We start from the raw sequence: 15,723 nt of genomic DNA on the forward strand, positions 1-15,723 counted from the left end.
GTTCCGTAAGCCTGTGAAGGGACAGTCGTGAGACATCCTGGAGGTATCGGAAGTGAGAATGCTGACATGAGTAACGATAAAGGGAGTGAGAGACTCCCTCGCCGAAAGTCCAAGGGTTCCTGCTTAAAGTTAATCTGAGCAGGGTTAGCCGGCCCCTAAGGCGAGGCCGAAAGGCGTAGTCGATGGGAACCACGTTAATATTCGTGGGCCTGCAGGTAGTGACGGATTGCGTGTGTTGTGAGGTCTTATTGGATTGATCTTGCAGCGAAGCGGTTCCAGGAAATAGCTCCTGCATATAGACCGTACCCTAAACCGACACTGGTGGACTGGTAGAGAATACCAAGGCGCTTGAGAGAACTGCGTTGAAGGAACTCGGCAAAATGCACGCGTAACTTCGGAAGAAGCGTGACCCTTCTTTAGGCAACTATTGGAGGGTGGCACAGACCAGGGGGTAGCGACTGTTTACCAAAAACACAGGGCTCTGCGAAGTCGCAAGACGACGTATAGGGTCTGACGCCTGCCCGGTGCTGGAAGGTTAAGAGGAGATGTGCAAGCATTGAATTGAAGCCCCAGTAAACGGCGGCCGTAACTATAACGGTCCTAAGGTAGCGAAATTCCTTGTCGGGTAAGTTCCGACCTGCACGAATGGCGTAACGACTTCCCCGCTGTCTCCAACGCAGACTCAGTGAAATTGAATTCCCCGTGAAGATGCGGGGTTCCTGCGGTTAGACGGAAAGACCCCGTGCACCTTTACTATAGCTTTACACTGGCATTCGTGTCGGCATGTGTAGGATAGGTGGTAGACTTTGAAGCCGTGGCGCCAGCCATGGTGGAGTCATCCTTGAAATACCACCCTTACCTATATGGATGTCTAACTGCGGCCCGTTATCCGGGTCCAGGACCGTGTATGGTGGGTAGTTTGACTGGGGCGGTCGCCTCCTAAAGAGTAACGGAGGCGCGCGATGGTAGGCTCAGAACGGTCGGAAATCGTTCGTCGAGTGCAATGGCATAAGCCTGCCTGACTGCAAGACTGACAAGTCGAGCAGAGACGAAAGTCGGTCATAGTGATCCGGTGGTCCCGCGTGGAAGGGCCATCGCTCAACGGATAAAAGGTACGCCGGGGATAACAGGCTGATGACCCCCAAGAGTCCATATCGACGGGGTTGTTTGGCACCTCGATGTCGACTCATCGCATCCTGGGGCTGGAGCAGGTCCCAAGGGTATGGCTGTTCGCCATTTAAAGCGGTACGTGAGTTGGGTTCAGAACGTCGTGAGACAGTTCGGTCCCTATCTGCCGTGGGTGTAGGAATATTGATAGGATCTGTCCCTAGTACGAGAGGACCGGGATGGACGTATCTCTGGTGGACCTGTTGTCGTGCCAACGGCATAGCAGGGTAGCTATATACGGACGGGATAACCGCTGAAGGCATCTAAGCGGGAAACCCACCTAAAAACGAGTATTCCCTATCAGAGCCGTGGAAGACTACCACGTTGATAGGCCGGGTGTGGAAGTGCGGCAACGCATGTAGCTTACCGGTACTAATAGCTCGATCGACTTGATCACTCCCATTTACAATATCCATCGAACGAAGTTCGATGTCTCTTTTGTCCTTGCGAAGTAAACTTCGAAGATGACAATAAGCATACGACTGTATGCCGCCGAATGTTCGGCGCGCCCGCGCAGCCATTCACAAAGTGAATGTGGCGTGAGCGAAAATAACAGCACGAAAGACAACAGCTTCTCATATTTGTGTTCTTCGCCGACCTGGTGGTTATGGCGGAGCGGCTGCACCCGATCCCATTCCGAACTCGGCCGTGAAACGCTCCAGCGCCAATGGTACTTTGTCTTAAGACACGGGAGAGTAGGTCGCTGCCAGGTCTGCTAAGCACACAAATCAATCCATCTTCTCATAATTACAAAACAGTCACAAAACGCGTAGTTCGCCAAAAATAACAAACCGGTTCATAATAAAAACCCTGGCGCGGGGTGGAGCAGCCCGGTAGCTCGTCAGGCTCATAACCTGAAGGCCGCAGGTTCAAATCCTGCCCCCGCAACCAACAATACGAACAAACCCGTCGCACTAGCGGCGGGTTTTGTTGTTTTTATAGCCCTTCCAATGGTTTGACGCTCCACCCAGTTGAGGATCGTGCCCAGTTCGCCGTGAAGCCTCGCGTAAATCTCGCCGCGTTCCGGCCCCGGGGTCAGCGAAATCTTCTCGATCAGGCCGCGCAATGGTGTTGTCACGTTAAGTTTCTCTGACCGGAAAGGTCAGCGGCTCGTAGATATTCAGTCGACACCGGCCGCAATTTTCCATGCATCGAAAGCTTCGAGGCGATGGTATCGAATTGTTTGTGCGGCTCGGCGGTGAGACGGAACTGAAAAGCAATTGCGGGTAGCTGAGTGCATGGTGACGAACCTTTGCAACATGCCTGGTGATCTGTGGCCTTGCATGGTTCGTTCCCGTTTTCGAATAGGCAGATGGCTATTCTCGGCTCGATTATTGAGGCCCTTGTGCGACCAATGATCAATGCCGGGTGCCACTTCAGCTTTTGCTGCACCGTATGAGCGGAGCTTATCAGTGATGATCCGTTTGGGAGCAAAGCCATAGCGCTTCATTAACGCCACGAGCAGCCTCTTTGCCGCCCCTTTATCACGCCGCTTCTGCAAGATTTCTTCGAGAACGGTGCCGTTTTGATCCACCGCACGCCAGAGCCAGAATTTCTCTCCAGCGCATTTGACGACCACTTCGTCCAAATACCAAATATCGCCGGGGCGCGCCTGACGCCGCCGCAAGTTGCGTGCGATCTGTGGTCCGAACTTGGCGATCCAACGACGAACTGTTTCGTATGGCACGTCGATACCACGCTCAAGCAGCATTTCCTCAACTTCACGCAGACTAAGGTTGAACCGAAGATAAAGCCACACCGTATGAGCAACGATCTGTGGCGGAAAACGGTGACGTTTGAAGCTGATATCTGATGACTGCATTGCCAAAATTTACGCCAACCCCGTCAGGCAGGCAACTCAAGCCCTGTTAACGTGACAACACCTTTAATACAGCTTTGGAGCATATTAAATCGAAGTCGTTTCGGACTAGGGTGCAGGGAAAACATAATCTGGACTCGGCGAGACCCCGGATGCAAGGTCTACGTAATCGAAGGTAAATTCTATGATCTGATCGAAAAAGTGCGAAATATACCGGACCACCTCGGCCAGCTCGCCATCCGCCCACGGCTCCCTAATCCGCGCCCGAGACATTGACCTCGTTCAGGCTGGCCTTAACGAGTGTTTGCGCGGCCTCTCCTGCGATCTCCATATAAGCGGGATCGCGATTGAGCAGCACGACCGAAAACGCGCCGTCGAGCAGCAGCCGGATCTGCTGAGGCAACCCTTTGGGATGAGATGCGCCAGCGCTTGCAAGCCGATCCCCCAGCCAGCGTTCGAATCCTGCCTTGTGCTGGTTGGCTGCTTTGAGCGCCGGGTGACCGGGCATCGTGACCAGTTCGGCGGAGGTTCTTAAGAAGCCGCAACCCTTCCAATTGGGTCTGCGGGCTGATCGGGCGAGATTTGTGAAGATAGCGCGAACCTTTTGTCCCGCGTCGCCCTCGGCCTCCTCATACCACTTTTCGAACGTATCGAGGTTTGGTTTATCGCGCCCCTTGAGATAGGCCTCGATGAGGTCGTCCTTGCTTTTGAAATGGTAGTATAGCGACCGCTTCGTCAGGCCCGCCTTTTCGGCGATAGCATCCACGCTGACTGAGCGAATGCCTTGTTTATAGAACAGCGACGATGCCGCTTTGATTATCTTATCGCGCGTGGAGTCCATCACTTGACCCTGTTGTATACTAACTAGTGAATATACATTACGACAAAAGTCCGCAATTCTCAAAGCGAAGATTTGTGGGGTGCCAGCATGACGGAAGCCAGACAGGAGGATCTCGAATTATTGTGCCGCGACGGTGTCGTCCTGCGCGGCCATCTGTGGGGCGATGGGTCTGACTCGATGCTGGGAACCGTTATCATAAATCCCGCAACCGGCGTGCTCGCGCGCTATTATCATCGCTATGCGCGCTTTTTGACGGAGCAAGGATTCCGTGTGCTAACCTACGATTATCGCGGGATCGGACAATCGCGTCCGCCATCGATCAGGAGATGCGGATATCGTTGGCGTGACTGGGGGGAGCAGGATTTCGACGCTGCCTTGCGCTTCGTTGAAGCGCAAGAGTGGTGCGAGCGAATTATTGTCGTGGGTCATTCGATCGGCGGTTTTCTTCCGGGACTATCCCCGTGCTCTCACATCATTGACCGCATGATGACGGTTGGCGCGCAGTACGCCTATTGGCGCGATTACTCCGAGCACCACCGGTCTCGATTATTCTGGAAGTGGCACATTGTCATGCCAGCGCTCACACTTGCCCTGGGATATTTCCCCGGTCGACGACTTGGCTGGCTCGAGGATCTCCCAGCGGGCGTTGCCAAGGAATGGAGCTTTCGTCGTCGGCGCATGGAGGACAGCTACCCTCCAGCGGAACGCTCAGCGATTTTGTCACGATTCTCGTCCGTGACGGCGGCGATTCTGGCAATCGGCATCAGTGACGATGAAATCGCCTCACCACAGGCCATCGACCGAACCCTCGAATATTACACATCGGCCGAGAAGACCCACGTTTTGCTGACGCCTCACGATTTCGGCGAGGAGGCGATCGGTCATTTCGGATTATTTCACGAGCGGCATCGGCCCGGCTTCTGGACGAAGTCGATTAAGTGGCTTGTTCAGGAGCAAAATCCTTGGCCCTCTGATACTATTCCGCCACTAAAGACCTTACACGAGATCGTTCCGGAACGGGCGATTCCAAAAGTATACTATTGAAAAAGCCGTCTATGAGCCTTGCTACAGTGAAAGCTTTTTTGCGGCGCAGGCGCCCGACATCGAGGTCATTGAGGCTGCATCAAGTACAGCAACCGTTGCCGAGGCGGCGACTGTTCATGGTGTGGCGCTTGCCCAGATCGCCAAAACCCTGTCGATGCGAGTGGGCGACCGCATCATCCTGCTCGTGACCGCTGGACATACCTGTCTCGATAACGGCAAGGCAAAGGCCGCATTTGGGGGTAAGGTCAAGATGCTCGGCCTTGATGAGGTGGAGGCGCTCACTTCCCTCGGGCCTTGAAACCTTTTCGCTCGAACTCTCCTGTGATGGAGAAGTCAAAAAAGAAAGGCTATGGGCGAAACGTGCTAGGCAGCCCGCTAACAGCCGTTGCGACTTTTCTCAAGCTTCTGCATTCTCAGGGTGATGTGTCGCCGATCAGGGCCGGAGAAGTCATCACGAGGGGGACGATCACCAAAGCTTACACGATCAAGCCCGGTGAAAAGTAGTCTACTAGGCTTGACGGCGTTGCGCTGAGCGGATTTGAGTTGACTTTCGCCTGAGCCTGCGAACGAGCGGTGGATTGGCGGAAGGGTTCTACATGATTGGTTCTGCCGCAAGGTAGAACCCAAGTATCAGAAGCCCTAAGAAAAAGACCTTCCGAAATGTCTGGATGCTCATCTTCGCCCTTAGCCATTGTCCGAGGAACATGCCCGCCAGCGCTGGGAGCAGGGCCAGCACCGATCCGCCGAATAGAGCGACAGAAGTTCCCTGCTGGCCTGGTCCACCGATTAAGGCGGCGGCCAAAGCAATCGTAGAGACTGTGAAAGACAGGCCGAGCGCCTGTATCAGGTCCTCCTTTTCAAGGTTAAGAGCCTGAAGGTACGGCACCGCCGGGATGACGAAGACGCCGGTGGCGCCGGTGACAAGACCTGTTAGCAGGCCAACGGCAGGCGACATCCATCGTTCATTCGCCCGACTAACCTGAAATCTGAACTGCGCAAGACCGAGAACAGCGTAGATGATCAGCGCGATCCCTAGCGCTGGCAACGCCAGTCCGTGAGCGCCGCTCGTCAACATGCTGCATGTTGCGATTGTACCGGCCGCGACACCAATCATCATTGCCCAAAAGCGACTAAGTAGCGCACGGAAAGAAGGACCTGCAAGTAATTGCCAGATGTTGGTCACGAACGAGGGAATGATGAGGATCGCCGCCGCCTGGGCGGGTACCATGACCACCGACAGGAGGCCCATGGCGACGGTTGGCAGGCCCATGCCGACGACGCCTTTGACAAAGCCTGCCATGATGAACACCAGCCCGACGATGGCCAGTGTCTTTGGGGATGAGAGAAGCGACTCGTTGGCCTCCATTAGCATGCCGGCGATTGTGTCAATCATGGAGGAGCATGTCCTCTATCGCGTCTTCTATGTCGTCATGAACGGCTGTGCCGGCAGCATTCAGTTGCTCGTTTCGGGCAGAGGGAATTAAGGTACAGAGGCCCCCTTGGATCAGCGATTGAGCGGCGATTATCGCCGCGAGGCCCAGCGCAGCAATCTCCAGCGTCAAAAGTTTATGGCCACCCGGTTGAATCTCGTTTGTCTTCATTGTTGTTCTCCTACCTGAAACTTGACCTTTTGAGGGGCGCTTGACAATCTGGGATTCGCTTGGCCAGCCTTCGTTCTGGCCGAAGGCTGGGAGGTAGCATGCGATACGATCTAGTCGATCTGAGACTGTTCTTGCACATCGCGGAGACCGGCAGCATCACATCTGCTGCGGCGCTGTCCGGTTTGGCTCTCGCGTCTGCGAGCGCTCGCGTCAAGGGCATGGAAGAGACGCTTGGTACTCGTCTGCTGGATCGTCAGCGGCGAGGTGTGAAACTGACTGCCGCTGGCGACACCCTGGTACATCACGCCCGCACAATCCAAAACCAGATCGCGATCATGGCGGGCGACCTCGGCGCCCATGCCGCAGGTCTTCGCGCACGCGTTAAACTCGTGGCAAATACGGGCGCCGCCACAGGCCCGTTACAAGAGCTCCTTTCGAGTTTCCTTGCTCGTCATCATGCTATCGATGTCGAGCTTGAGGAACGACCCAGCCACATTGTGGTCGAAATGGTTGCGTCCGGTGCGGTCGATCTTGGGATCGCCGCATCGTGGGCCGGCTTCTCCAATCTAGATCAGAGAATATTCTGCACGGACCAACTCACAGTGATTACAGCGCGCAATGCCGAGCGCTTCGCCGGGCTGCGATCATTACGGCTTGACCAGGTGCTCAATGAACCCTTTGTCGGCTTGTCTGCGGGCAATGCCCTTCAGGAGCATCTCATTCGCCAAACAGCCCGTCTGGGGAGGCATCTCAAATTTCGTATTCGGGTGGCGACCCCGGAAGTGGTGTGCCGTTTTGTAGCTGATGGTATTGGCGTGGCCATTATCCCGGAGGCGGTCGTTCGCACCGTCTCTTTCAGAAACAGGCTCCGTTCGATCCCGCTGGCAGATGATTGGGCGCTTCGGAATTTACACCTGTGCGCACGTGATTTTGCGAACCTGTCACCACAAGCAAGCCTCCTCTCGAAATGGCTTTCACCGAACGACGAGCATTCTCCGGGTGATTTGCAGCGTCGATCTGGCACGTATACCGACTAGGCAATTCAACCGCGTCGTGCGCTTCGCTAGGCTCTCCGTAAGAGGAGGTGTGCATGCAATCACACTTGACGATTGACTCCATCATGGCGCGGCCGGTGGTGACTCCGTTGGCGCTACCAAATCGTACCGCCGTCGGAACTGTTGAGAGCACGCACCTCATCAGGGAACGTGGAACTGAGGCCGAACTGAAGGCGCGCTATCCTCATCGGAAAGTTGCTTAATCTTGTCGCACCAGTCAGAGTTTAGCGACCAATTTTTACGACAGCGAATGACCGTTTCGTGCCACAGGCAGCCGTCGTAATAGGCGAAAGAAAAACAGACAAGATACACCAGGGTCTGTTATAACTGTCAAAGCCGATTAGAGGGTGTTGTCACGTTAACAGGGCTTGAGTTGCCTGCCTGACGGGGTTGGCGTAAATTTTGGCAATGCAGTCATCAGATATCAGCTTCAAACGTCACCGTTTTCCGCCACAGATCGTTGCTCATACGGTGTGGCTTTATCTTCGGTTCAACCTTAGTCTGCGTGAAGTTGAGGAAATGCTGCTTGAGCGTGGTATCGACGTGCCATACGAAACAGTTCGTCGTTGGATCGCCAAGTTCGGACCACAGATCGCACGCAACTTGCGGCGGCGTCAGGCGCGCCCCGGCGATATTTGGTATTTGGACGAAGTGGTCGTCAAATGCGCTGGAGAGAAATTCTGGCTCTGGCGTGCGGTGGATCAAAACGGCACCGTTCTCGAAGAAATCTTGCAGAAGCGGCGTGATAAAGGGGCGGCAAAGAGGCTGCTCGTGGCGTTAATGAAGCGCTATGGCTTTGCTCCCAAACGGATCATCACCGATAAGCTCCGCTCATACGGTGCAGCAAAAGCTGAAGTGGCACCCGGCATTGATCATTGGTCGCACAAGGGCCTCAATAATCGAGCCGAGAATAGCCATCTGCCTATTCGAAAACGGGAACGAACCATGCAAGGCCACAGATCACCAGGCATGTTGCAAAGGTTCGTCACCATGCACTCAGCTACCCGCAATTGCTTTTCAGTTCCGTCTCACCGCCGAGCCGCACAAACAATTCGATACCATCGCCTCGAAGCTTTCGATGCATGGAAAATTGCGGCCGGTGTCGACTGAATATCTACGAGCCGCTGACCTTTCCGGTCAGAGAAACTTAACGTGACAACACCTGAGCGGAGCTTATCGGTGATGATCCGTTTGGGAGCAAAGCCATAGCGCTTCATTAACGCCACGAGCAGCCTCTTTGCCGCCCCTTTATCACGCCGCTTCTGCAAGATTTCTTCGAGAACGGTGCCGTTTTGATCCACCGCACGCCAGAGCCAGAATTTCTCTCCAGCGCATTTGACGACCACTTCGTCCAAATACCAAATATCGCCGGGGCGCGCCTGACGCCGCCGCAAGTTGCGTGCGATCTGTGGTCCGAACTTGGCGATCCAACGACGAACTGTTTCGTATGACACGTCGATACCACGCTCAAGCAGCATTTCCTCAACTTCACGCAGACTAAGGTTGAACCGAAGATAAAGCCACACCGTATGAGCAACGATCTGTGGCGGAAAACGGTGACGTTTGAAGCTGATATCTGATGACTGCATTGCCAAAATTTACGCCAACCCCGTCAGGCAGGCAACTCAAGCCCTGTTAACGTGACAACACCCATCTGCGCGTTGATGACAGGCGTGTCTTGAGTGGAATTATATTCATTCTTCGCAATGGGTTACGGTGGTGTGATGCCCCTCGGGAATACGGGCCTTGTAAAACGCTCTATAATCGTTGGAACCGTTGGTGTCTCAAGGGGATATTTGCTCAAATATTGGAAGGCCTGTCTTCCAAGTCGCCGGCCGGAAAGACCGTCATGATGGATGCGACCTATTTGAAAGCACACCGCACGGCTTCAAGCCTACAGTTAAAAAAGGGGGCGATGGACGCCTGATCGGTCGGACGAACGGTGGCATGAATACCAAATTGCACGCCGTCACCGACACGCAGGGGCGTCCCATCAGGTTACACGTCACGGCCGGACAAATCAGCGACTATACAGGAGCTGCAGTCTTAATCGAGATGTTACCGAAGGTCGACTGGCTTCTTGCTGACAGAGGCTATGATGCAGACTGGTTCAGAAAACAGTTAAAAGACAAAGAGATAAAGCCATGCATCCCGGGGCGCAAAAACCGCAAGAAGGCTATCAAGTATGATAAACGCCGATACAAGCGGCGCAATCGTATCGAAATCATGTTTGGAAGACTGAAAGACTGGCGCAGAATTGCCACCCGTTATGATCGCTGCCCGATTGTGTTCCGAGCAGCAATAGATCTCGCAGCAGCCGTCATCTTCTGGCTCGGAAACCAATGAGTCCTGAGCCTAACAAAAGCGTTCTCTCTTAAACAGCAATTAGAAGCCATCGCCACACAAGTGGGTGTGGGTCCAAGGCTAAGGCTTGCTCCGTACCGAACGGATTTTTGCAACACGTTCGTTTCAGGCGTTCCACGAGCTTGCTGTCAATCAGCATTAAAACCTGACCAAGACGCCTATGACTATGGTCGGGCCGCTTTACGTTTCGTCTCATCTGAAATTCTGGGGAACGCTCAAAAATTCGAGAGAGACATTGAAATCGTCTATCAATCAGGAAACATGTGCTGTCTGTTGCCCACTCGAGTCAACATCTGAGACGCGTCGCGTCATTATATTTCACAGTGCTTTAGGAAAGTGGTTCCCTAACTTTGATCCTCGTTCGTCAATATAAGAGGAGTAGTGCCGGATAGGCTAGCGCTCCCTGCCGCTGCGATCAACGGGATTCTGTACCAGTTTGACGATGCAAGCAAAACGGTGCGAGGATAAAAGTAAATGCAGGTGAAAAATGGTTTTTCTACTAATGCTCAGTTGAAGGCGCTCGCCGCCCGGTCGGCCATGTGGCCAGAGGTGCGGACGAACTTGGGCGATCCTGAACCGGGATGGATTACGGCCCATGCGTTTTTCGCGGACGACGCGGCAATCGACGAATATCTTCATTATGAAGGCTCGTTTCATCAGGACACCGACCGCAAGACCTGCGCGGCTGCCATGATGGTTGATTATTGCTACGTCTTCGCCTTGGCGACAGTTCCGCTCTTCGCCGGCTTCGGCATCGTGCCCGATATGTCGCCGCGGCAATACGCGATGCAATTCTACACCGCTCCACTGGAGCACGACGGCCGAACCTTCGAGGTGCGCCGCGCTCATGTCCGCTTTCTATCGCCAGCCTTCTGGACAGACAGGGAAGAGAGTGAGGTTGATGCGTGGCAGCTGATGCATCATGACGGTCTGTGCGATTTCTACCGCCGCTCCGTCGAGGATCATGTCCGGCCGCTAGTGGAAAAGCTTGCCAGCAGGTCCGGCCTGTCGAGCAATGCGCTCTGGCGCTTGGTTGCGGACGCCATCGCTGCCTGCTTCCTTGATGCCGGACGGCGCTTCGGGTGCCTTGAAGAAGCCAAAGCGACGGCAATGACTGTTCTCAAGTATCCCGGGTCGCCGCTTTATAACCGTCAGCTTCATTTTTTCGACCTGACCTTGCGCGACGAACGGCAGCGTGAGTTGCTGACCTGGACTTTTCGTGCGCGCGGCGGGTGCTGCCGTTACTACACGGTGGAAGATGGAACGCTTTGCGAGACATGCGTGCTGAAGAAGCCGGCGGACCGGAATGCCGAGTTGCTGCGCGTCATGCGTCTCAGGTACGCGTCCATCTCCGGCGAGGCCCACGGCCGCGATACAGGAAGCGAGTCGGCTGGCTGAATTGTTGCGTAAATGCAACTATCGTTGCAGATTCTTCCTGTTGCGCGCGTTCACCACGTAGCTCCATCTTCCGCTGATACAGAAGTGAATCAAGTAACAAAATCAAGAGTAAACATGAGTTTTGTATGCAACTTTATGCGCCGCATCGCATCGCTTTGCTGGAAGCAATCTAAGTATCTGCACTTGCAAGAGAATTTTTGCCTTTGTATGGATCTGACAAGCCGTCATACCGCCACATGGACGCACGGCAAAGTCGAACATTGCTGGTCCGATGAACGGAAAGACAGACGAAATAGCGGCGCTCTATATCGCCGAACACGAACGCCTGAAGCGGCAGATCGGTAGCCGTCTGGGTTGCTCCAGCACTGCAAGCGATCTTGTTCACGACATCTTCCTCCGCCTTTGGGAGCGAACTGCCGGGCGTCTCGCTGAACCGGCTGCCTACCTGACGCGCAGCGCGCGCAACGCCACGATAGATCACATCAGGGCGGAGCGAAGGCGCAGTGAGTTCTTCGGCGGCTTTGTGCCTGAACAATATGCCGCACCATCCGCGTCCCCCGATGATGTCGTTTCCGCGCGACAGGAGCTGCGCAGCATTGATGACGCCTTGGCCGCATTGCCGACGCGCACGAGGCACATTTTTCTTCTTAACCGCGTCCACGGCAGAAGCTTTTCCGAAATCGCTGAAGTGCTCGGAATATCCCGGCGCGCCGTTACCAAGCACATGGCACGCGCTGTCGCTGTTTGTGAAGAGATCAAATAGATTGTCCTCAGGCTTTGCTTTGTGTGTCAGATACGGATAGTAGGCAACATGCGAGGCCCGCCCAAGTGCGCGGCATGCGGATAGCGACCCCGGAAGATATATGCGTATAGCCAACCAGCCACCGCAGAACCGATCCGAAGCCGAGCTTCGCGAAGAAGCCCGACATTGGTTTGTCTCGCTGCTGGAGCAGCCAACCACCGCAAAGCGGGCTGCGTTCGAGAAGTGGGTTCGGGCGGATTCTGCCCACTATGACGCCTATCGCGCCATCGAGGCCGCCTGGCAAGCAGCGGAAGACCCCGGTCAGCGGCTCGCGGAGCGGGAGGCCGACCAACTCGCCATCTATCTGGAGGCGATCGATAAGGCCAAGGCACATAAGAAGACTTTTCGTAGGCTCTCGGCTTTAAGCGTCATCCTCGTCGCCATACTCGCCGGCGGCATATGGCTGGAGCGTCCGAATATTTTTGAGGACATGCGCACCGACTATAACTCTGCACGTGGAGAGCGCCGCAGCATCACGCTTTCGGATGGTTCGTCCGTATTACTCGACGCCGACAGCGCCTTTGACGAGGACTTTACGGGCATGGAGCGGCGTGTTCGTCTTCTGCGCGGCGGTGCGTTCTTCGACATTGCGCGTTCAGACGTTCCCTTTGTCGTCCAGGCGGGAAACGGTGAGGTGCGCGTTCACGGCACCGCCTTCGGTATTCACTTGCTGGAGAATGGCGGCGTTGTGACGTTGGAGCGTGGTGTCGTCGAGGTGACGACCAACGAACATCCTGAAGCCACGAGGCTCGCGCCGGGTCAGCAGGTCCATTTCGGTGCCGCTGGCGTCGCTTCCGTCGAGGACGTGAACGTCGATGACGAGCTTGCGTGGCGCGACGGCCGCTTCGTCTTCTATCGCGCAAGTCTGGCAGACGTAGTGAGTGAAATCCAGCGCTATCGCCGCGGGCGGATCGTTATCGCGACGTCGCGACTGGCGGAAGAGCGTGTGACCGGTAGCATCTCGCTTGCCGACACCGACGTCGCGCTTGCCTCGCTCCAGGCCAGTCTCGGCTTCCGCATGACGACGGTTGCCGGACGCCTCACGGTCATTGGACCGTAGCGCCACTTCCGGTTGGAATCCCGGCGTGGTTCAAACCTCTGTGCAAAAAAAATGCGTTCGGAGGTTCCCCGATTGCCCGTGCCGAGCGTGAACGCACTAGGAGCATGATGAAGAGTGGCAAATAGCCGCCCGTGCTCTCCAACGTTCGAGAGCAACAGGGACAGGCAGATATGACGGCTCAAGGGGTACGAGGGGTAACATTCGCGCTGGCGGCGGCGCTGATGACGGCGGCGAGCAGCGCTTCAATCGCGGCAGCACAAGCGCAGCAGGTCGTGCAGGGTCAATTCACCTTCGACATCAAGGCCAAGCCCGTGCCGCAGGCCGTTAACGATATTGGTCGCATTGCCGGACTTTCCGTCGTGTTCCGCGAAAACCGGCCAATATCGGCTACCGGCAATCCGGTTCGTGGTAGGATGAGCGCCGAGCAGGCACTGGCAACCATGCTCGCCGGAACCGGCCTTGGCTACAGTTTCAGCAACCCGACGACGGTACAAGTCTTCGAGGTGGCGGTCGAAAACTCTGCGCCTTTATCGGCTGACGGCGCTACGATGCTCGACCCCATCACCATCTATGGTGCGAGAGATGCGACGAGCTTGAACGACACCTCCGCAAGCGTAGGGATCGTTACGGCTGAAGAGATCCAGGACAGCCAGATCCGCAACTACCGCGATTCCTTCCGTCGCATGGCGAATGTCATGGATGCTGATTGGATTAACGGCGGTTTCGTCATTCGCGGCGTGAACTCGGAGGGTTTTAATACCGGCGCAAATCCTATCGGGTCACTTTATGTCGACGGAGTATTGCAGTCGACCGAAGGAACCAGACGCGGTGCGCGCGGTCTATGGGATGTCGAGCAGGTGGAGGTCTATCGAGGACCTCAATCGACACTGAGCGGTCGCGCTGCGATGGCGGGTGCAATTTATATCAAGACAAAGGACCCGACCTTCGAAAAGGAGGCAGAAGTTTCTGCAACCGTCGGAAACGATCATCTGGCTGGTACCGCCTTCATGGTAAACACGCCGCTTCTTGAAGACCAGATCGCCATGCGCATCGCCGGTTCGTTCGAGCGCAGCAAGAGCGATCTCAACGCCCCATCCTTCACAGGCTTTGATCGCTACGACGATTTCATGACGAACCTTACCTACAACATCCGTGGCAAGATGTTGTTCACGCCCGCTGAACTCCCCGACACAAAAGCCCTGCTCAGCTACTCCTTCGCACATGACGCGCCCACCGAACGAAATATTGGCGGGCCGGGCCAGGGCTTCCGATGGGAGGATAAAAGGGCGGACTACTATCTGCCGATCTACACAGAGGTTCGCTCCACCAAAGTCCACAATGTGGGTCTGGAAATCACGCATGACTTTTCCGATGCGTTGCGGTTCACCTCTCAAACCGGCGTAACGCATGACATTCATCAGCGCCCTTCCATCAATGAGGGTACGCCAGGCGAGGTCAATACACTCATAGGAGATCGAAAGAATACGTTGTTTACCCAGGAAGCTCGCCTGAACTATCAGGGCGAAAGATGGAAATGGGTCGGCGGCGTCTTTGGAAGCCATCAGAATTATAGCAACAGCTATGATGGAACACTTGGCTTCTATAACCAGTTTCAGGACGATCACAGGAAAATTACAAATCTTTCCGCGTTCGGTGAGGCTACATATGAATTTTTTCCGAGTTGGCACCTCACAGCCGGAGGCCGTATCGATTACACGAAGCAGTCGACGGACTATTTCTATCGAATGCGCGATTCACGCTCTCCGAATAATCCCCGTATAACGGATTATTCAGGAAGCGGTGAGGAAACGAATTTTGTTCCGAAGATTGGAATATCGAAGGATTTCGGCGACGATCATACGGTTGGTTTTTCCTATTCGCAGGGCTTTCGCAATGGCGGCATTGCTTACGATACGGTCAACCGGGTCATGTATAACTATGACCCGGAAAGCTCGCATAGCTATGAAATCTTCTACAAGGGAAGCTGGCTGGACGATCGTCTCAGGTTGAACGCCAATTTCTTCTATACCCAGTACAGAGACCAGCAGGTGGACATTGAAGACTTCGCGAACCTCACCAACAGGATCGCGAATGCCGCAGGCTCGCGCGCCTATGGCTTCGAAATCGAGCCAACCTGGCAGGTTACGGATCAGCTCTCCACATTCCTTGCACTCGGCTATCTCAATACGAAGTTTGACCGGGAAAGTGAGGCCGACACGATCGATCTACCCGGCTTCCCGTTCCCGGAAGCCCCGGAGTGGTCCATTGGCCTGGGTGGTCGCTACGAGTTTGAGAACGGCTTCTATGTCGGTGGAGACGCAAAATACACCTCTTCGTACATGGCTCGGTTCTCCGCAAATACGCCCAACAGTTTCGTCGGTTCCAGAACGATCGTAAACGCGCAGGCTGGCTATCGGCTGGACGGTTGGGAGATCAATGCATTTGCCGAAAACCTTCTTGACGAAGAATACCTGACTTATCTCGAAGCAGACAGGATGGCGACCCTGGGCCAAAGACGTAGTTTCGGCTTGAATGTTAAGGCGAAATTCTGAAGACATCGTGATGCTGTTCA

Annotated in this window: 13 protein-coding genes, 1 tRNA gene, 2 rRNA genes and 2 pseudogenes (1 of these 18 running past the window's edge); 13 read left to right on the forward strand and 5 right to left on the reverse strand. The window is 55.0% G+C overall.

From position 1 onward, the window contains the following. From H5024_RS15250 to H5024_RS15260, 3 genes are all read left to right on the forward strand, one after another. Positions 1-1,564 (forward strand): 23S ribosomal RNA (locus tag H5024_RS15250); it begins 1,358 nt to the left of the window's first position. Positions 1,565-1,764: 200 nt separating this feature from the next. After that, positions 1,765-1,879, forward strand: a 5S ribosomal RNA gene (gene rrf, locus H5024_RS15255). Between the two features lie 102 nt (positions 1,880-1,981). Then, positions 1,982-2,058: transfer RNA gene (locus H5024_RS15260), tRNA-Met, on the forward strand. Positions 2,059-2,287: 229 nt separating this feature from the next. On the opposite strand, the gene H5024_RS15265 is transcribed toward H5024_RS15260, so the two are convergent. Both H5024_RS15265 and H5024_RS15270 read right to left on the reverse strand, forming a co-directional pair. Further along, the gene (locus H5024_RS15265; RefSeq protein WP_187547999.1) at positions 2,288-2,989 is read right to left on the reverse strand and encodes an IS6 family transposase; all 702 of its coding nucleotides are present in this window, start codon (positions 2,987-2,989) and stop codon (positions 2,288-2,290) included. 250 nt (positions 2,990-3,239) lie between these two features. Then, complete coding sequence (locus H5024_RS15270) at positions 3,240-3,827, reverse strand: TetR/AcrR family transcriptional regulator (protein WP_187548000.1); 588 nt, start codon at positions 3,825-3,827, stop codon at positions 3,240-3,242. A gap of 87 nt (positions 3,828-3,914) precedes the next feature. Here H5024_RS15270 and H5024_RS15275 point away from each other — a divergent pair, with 87 nt between their 5' ends. From H5024_RS15275 to H5024_RS21170, 3 genes are all read left to right on the forward strand, one after another. Continuing rightward, positions 3,915-4,871: an alpha/beta fold hydrolase gene (locus tag H5024_RS15275; RefSeq protein ID WP_187548001.1), complete on the forward strand. Its 957-nt coding sequence runs from the start codon at positions 3,915-3,917 to the stop codon at positions 4,869-4,871. Positions 4,872-4,992: 121 nt separating this feature from the next. Further along, complete coding sequence (locus H5024_RS21290) at positions 4,993-5,169, forward strand: YbaK/EbsC family protein (protein ID WP_348770702.1); 177 nt, start codon at positions 4,993-4,995, stop codon at positions 5,167-5,169. Positions 5,170-5,195: 26 nt separating this feature from the next. Further along, complete coding sequence (locus tag H5024_RS21170) at positions 5,196-5,375, forward strand: hypothetical protein (RefSeq protein ID WP_210309706.1); 180 nt, start codon at positions 5,196-5,198, stop codon at positions 5,373-5,375. Between the two features lie 88 nt (positions 5,376-5,463). On the opposite strand, the gene H5024_RS15285 is transcribed toward H5024_RS21170, so the two are convergent. Then, the gene (locus H5024_RS15285) at positions 5,464-6,237 is read right to left on the reverse strand and encodes a sulfite exporter TauE/SafE family protein (RefSeq protein ID WP_247875362.1); all 774 of its coding nucleotides are present in this window, start codon (positions 6,235-6,237) and stop codon (positions 5,464-5,466) included. Positions 6,238-6,256: 19 nt separating this feature from the next. Beyond that, positions 6,257-6,472 carry a hypothetical protein gene (locus H5024_RS15290; RefSeq protein WP_187548003.1) on the reverse strand — a complete coding sequence of 72 codons (216 nt, stop codon included), beginning with the start codon at positions 6,470-6,472 and terminating at the stop codon, positions 6,257-6,259. Between the two features lie 98 nt (positions 6,473-6,570). Between H5024_RS15290 and H5024_RS15295 the strand changes: the two genes are divergently transcribed. Further along, positions 6,571-7,509 (forward strand): LysR substrate-binding domain-containing protein, encoded by a 939-nt coding sequence (locus tag H5024_RS15295; RefSeq protein ID WP_187548004.1) that lies wholly within the window; start codon positions 6,571-6,573, stop codon positions 7,507-7,509. Positions 7,510-7,935: 426 nt separating this feature from the next. Then, positions 7,936-8,637, forward strand: a complete 702-nt coding sequence (locus H5024_RS15300; protein WP_187547999.1) for an IS6 family transposase — start codon at positions 7,936-7,938, stop codon at positions 8,635-8,637. A gap of 53 nt (positions 8,638-8,690) precedes the next feature. On the opposite strand, the pseudogene H5024_RS15305 reads toward H5024_RS15300, so the two are convergent. Next, positions 8,691-9,116, reverse strand: a pseudogene (locus H5024_RS15305) (IS6 family transposase); the annotation flags it as partial. Positions 9,117-9,184: 68 nt separating this feature from the next. Here H5024_RS15305 and H5024_RS15310 point away from each other — a divergent pair. The 5 genes and pseudogenes from H5024_RS15310 to H5024_RS15330 all read left to right on the forward strand — a co-directional run. Next, positions 9,185-9,873: pseudogene (locus tag H5024_RS15310) on the forward strand (IS5 family transposase); the annotation flags it as partial. 492 nt (positions 9,874-10,365) lie between these two features. After that, entirely contained in the window at positions 10,366-11,289 is a 924-nt protein-coding gene (locus H5024_RS15315; RefSeq protein ID WP_187548005.1) for a ferric iron reductase, read from the forward strand. Between the two features lie 271 nt (positions 11,290-11,560). Further along, a complete protein-coding gene (locus H5024_RS15320; RefSeq protein ID WP_187548006.1) occupies positions 11,561-12,052 on the forward strand; it encodes an RNA polymerase sigma factor in 492 nt (163 codons plus the stop codon). 100 nt (positions 12,053-12,152) lie between these two features. Beyond that, a complete protein-coding gene (locus H5024_RS15325; protein ID WP_187548007.1) occupies positions 12,153-13,151 on the forward strand; it encodes a FecR family protein in 999 nt (332 codons plus the stop codon). Positions 13,152-13,321: 170 nt separating this feature from the next. Then, complete coding sequence (locus H5024_RS15330; RefSeq protein WP_187548008.1) at positions 13,322-15,703, forward strand: TonB-dependent receptor; 2,382 nt, start codon at positions 13,322-13,324, stop codon at positions 15,701-15,703. The last annotated feature ends 20 nt before the right edge of the window (positions 15,704-15,723 follow it).

The organism is Ochrobactrum sp. Marseille-Q0166 (genome assembly GCF_014397025.1).
GTDB lineage: Bacteria > Pseudomonadota > Alphaproteobacteria > Rhizobiales > Rhizobiaceae > Brucella.

Bases quoted from the DNA above. Each gene is read 5' to 3' on its own strand.
- H5024_RS15265 (WP_187547999.1), bottom strand. From the start codon at position 2,989: ATGCAGTCATCAGATATCAGCTTCAAACGTCACCGTTTTCCGCCACAG.
- H5024_RS15270 (WP_187548000.1), bottom strand. From the start codon at position 3,827: ATGGACTCCACGCGCGATAAGATAATCAAAGCGGCATCGTCGCTGTTC.
- H5024_RS15275 (WP_187548001.1), top strand. From the start codon at position 3,915: ATGACGGAAGCCAGACAGGAGGATCTCGAATTATTGTGCCGCGACGGT.
- H5024_RS21170 (WP_210309706.1), top strand. From the start codon at position 5,196: ATGGAGAAGTCAAAAAAGAAAGGCTATGGGCGAAACGTGCTAGGCAGC.
- H5024_RS15285 (WP_247875362.1), bottom strand. From the start codon at position 6,237: ATGGAGGCCAACGAGTCGCTTCTCTCATCCCCAAAGACACTGGCCATC.
- H5024_RS15290 (WP_187548003.1), bottom strand. From the start codon at position 6,472: ATGAAGACAAACGAGATTCAACCGGGTGGCCATAAACTTTTGACGCTG.
- H5024_RS15295 (WP_187548004.1), top strand. From the start codon at position 6,571: ATGCGATACGATCTAGTCGATCTGAGACTGTTCTTGCACATCGCGGAG.
- H5024_RS15300 (WP_187547999.1), top strand. From the start codon at position 7,936: ATGCAGTCATCAGATATCAGCTTCAAACGTCACCGTTTTCCGCCACAG.
- H5024_RS15315 (WP_187548005.1), top strand. From the start codon at position 10,366: ATGCAGGTGAAAAATGGTTTTTCTACTAATGCTCAGTTGAAGGCGCTC.
- H5024_RS15320 (WP_187548006.1), top strand. From the start codon at position 11,561: ATGAACGGAAAGACAGACGAAATAGCGGCGCTCTATATCGCCGAACAC.
- H5024_RS15325 (WP_187548007.1), top strand. From the start codon at position 12,153: ATGCGTATAGCCAACCAGCCACCGCAGAACCGATCCGAAGCCGAGCTT.
- H5024_RS15330 (WP_187548008.1), top strand. From the start codon at position 13,322: ATGACGGCTCAAGGGGTACGAGGGGTAACATTCGCGCTGGCGGCGGCG.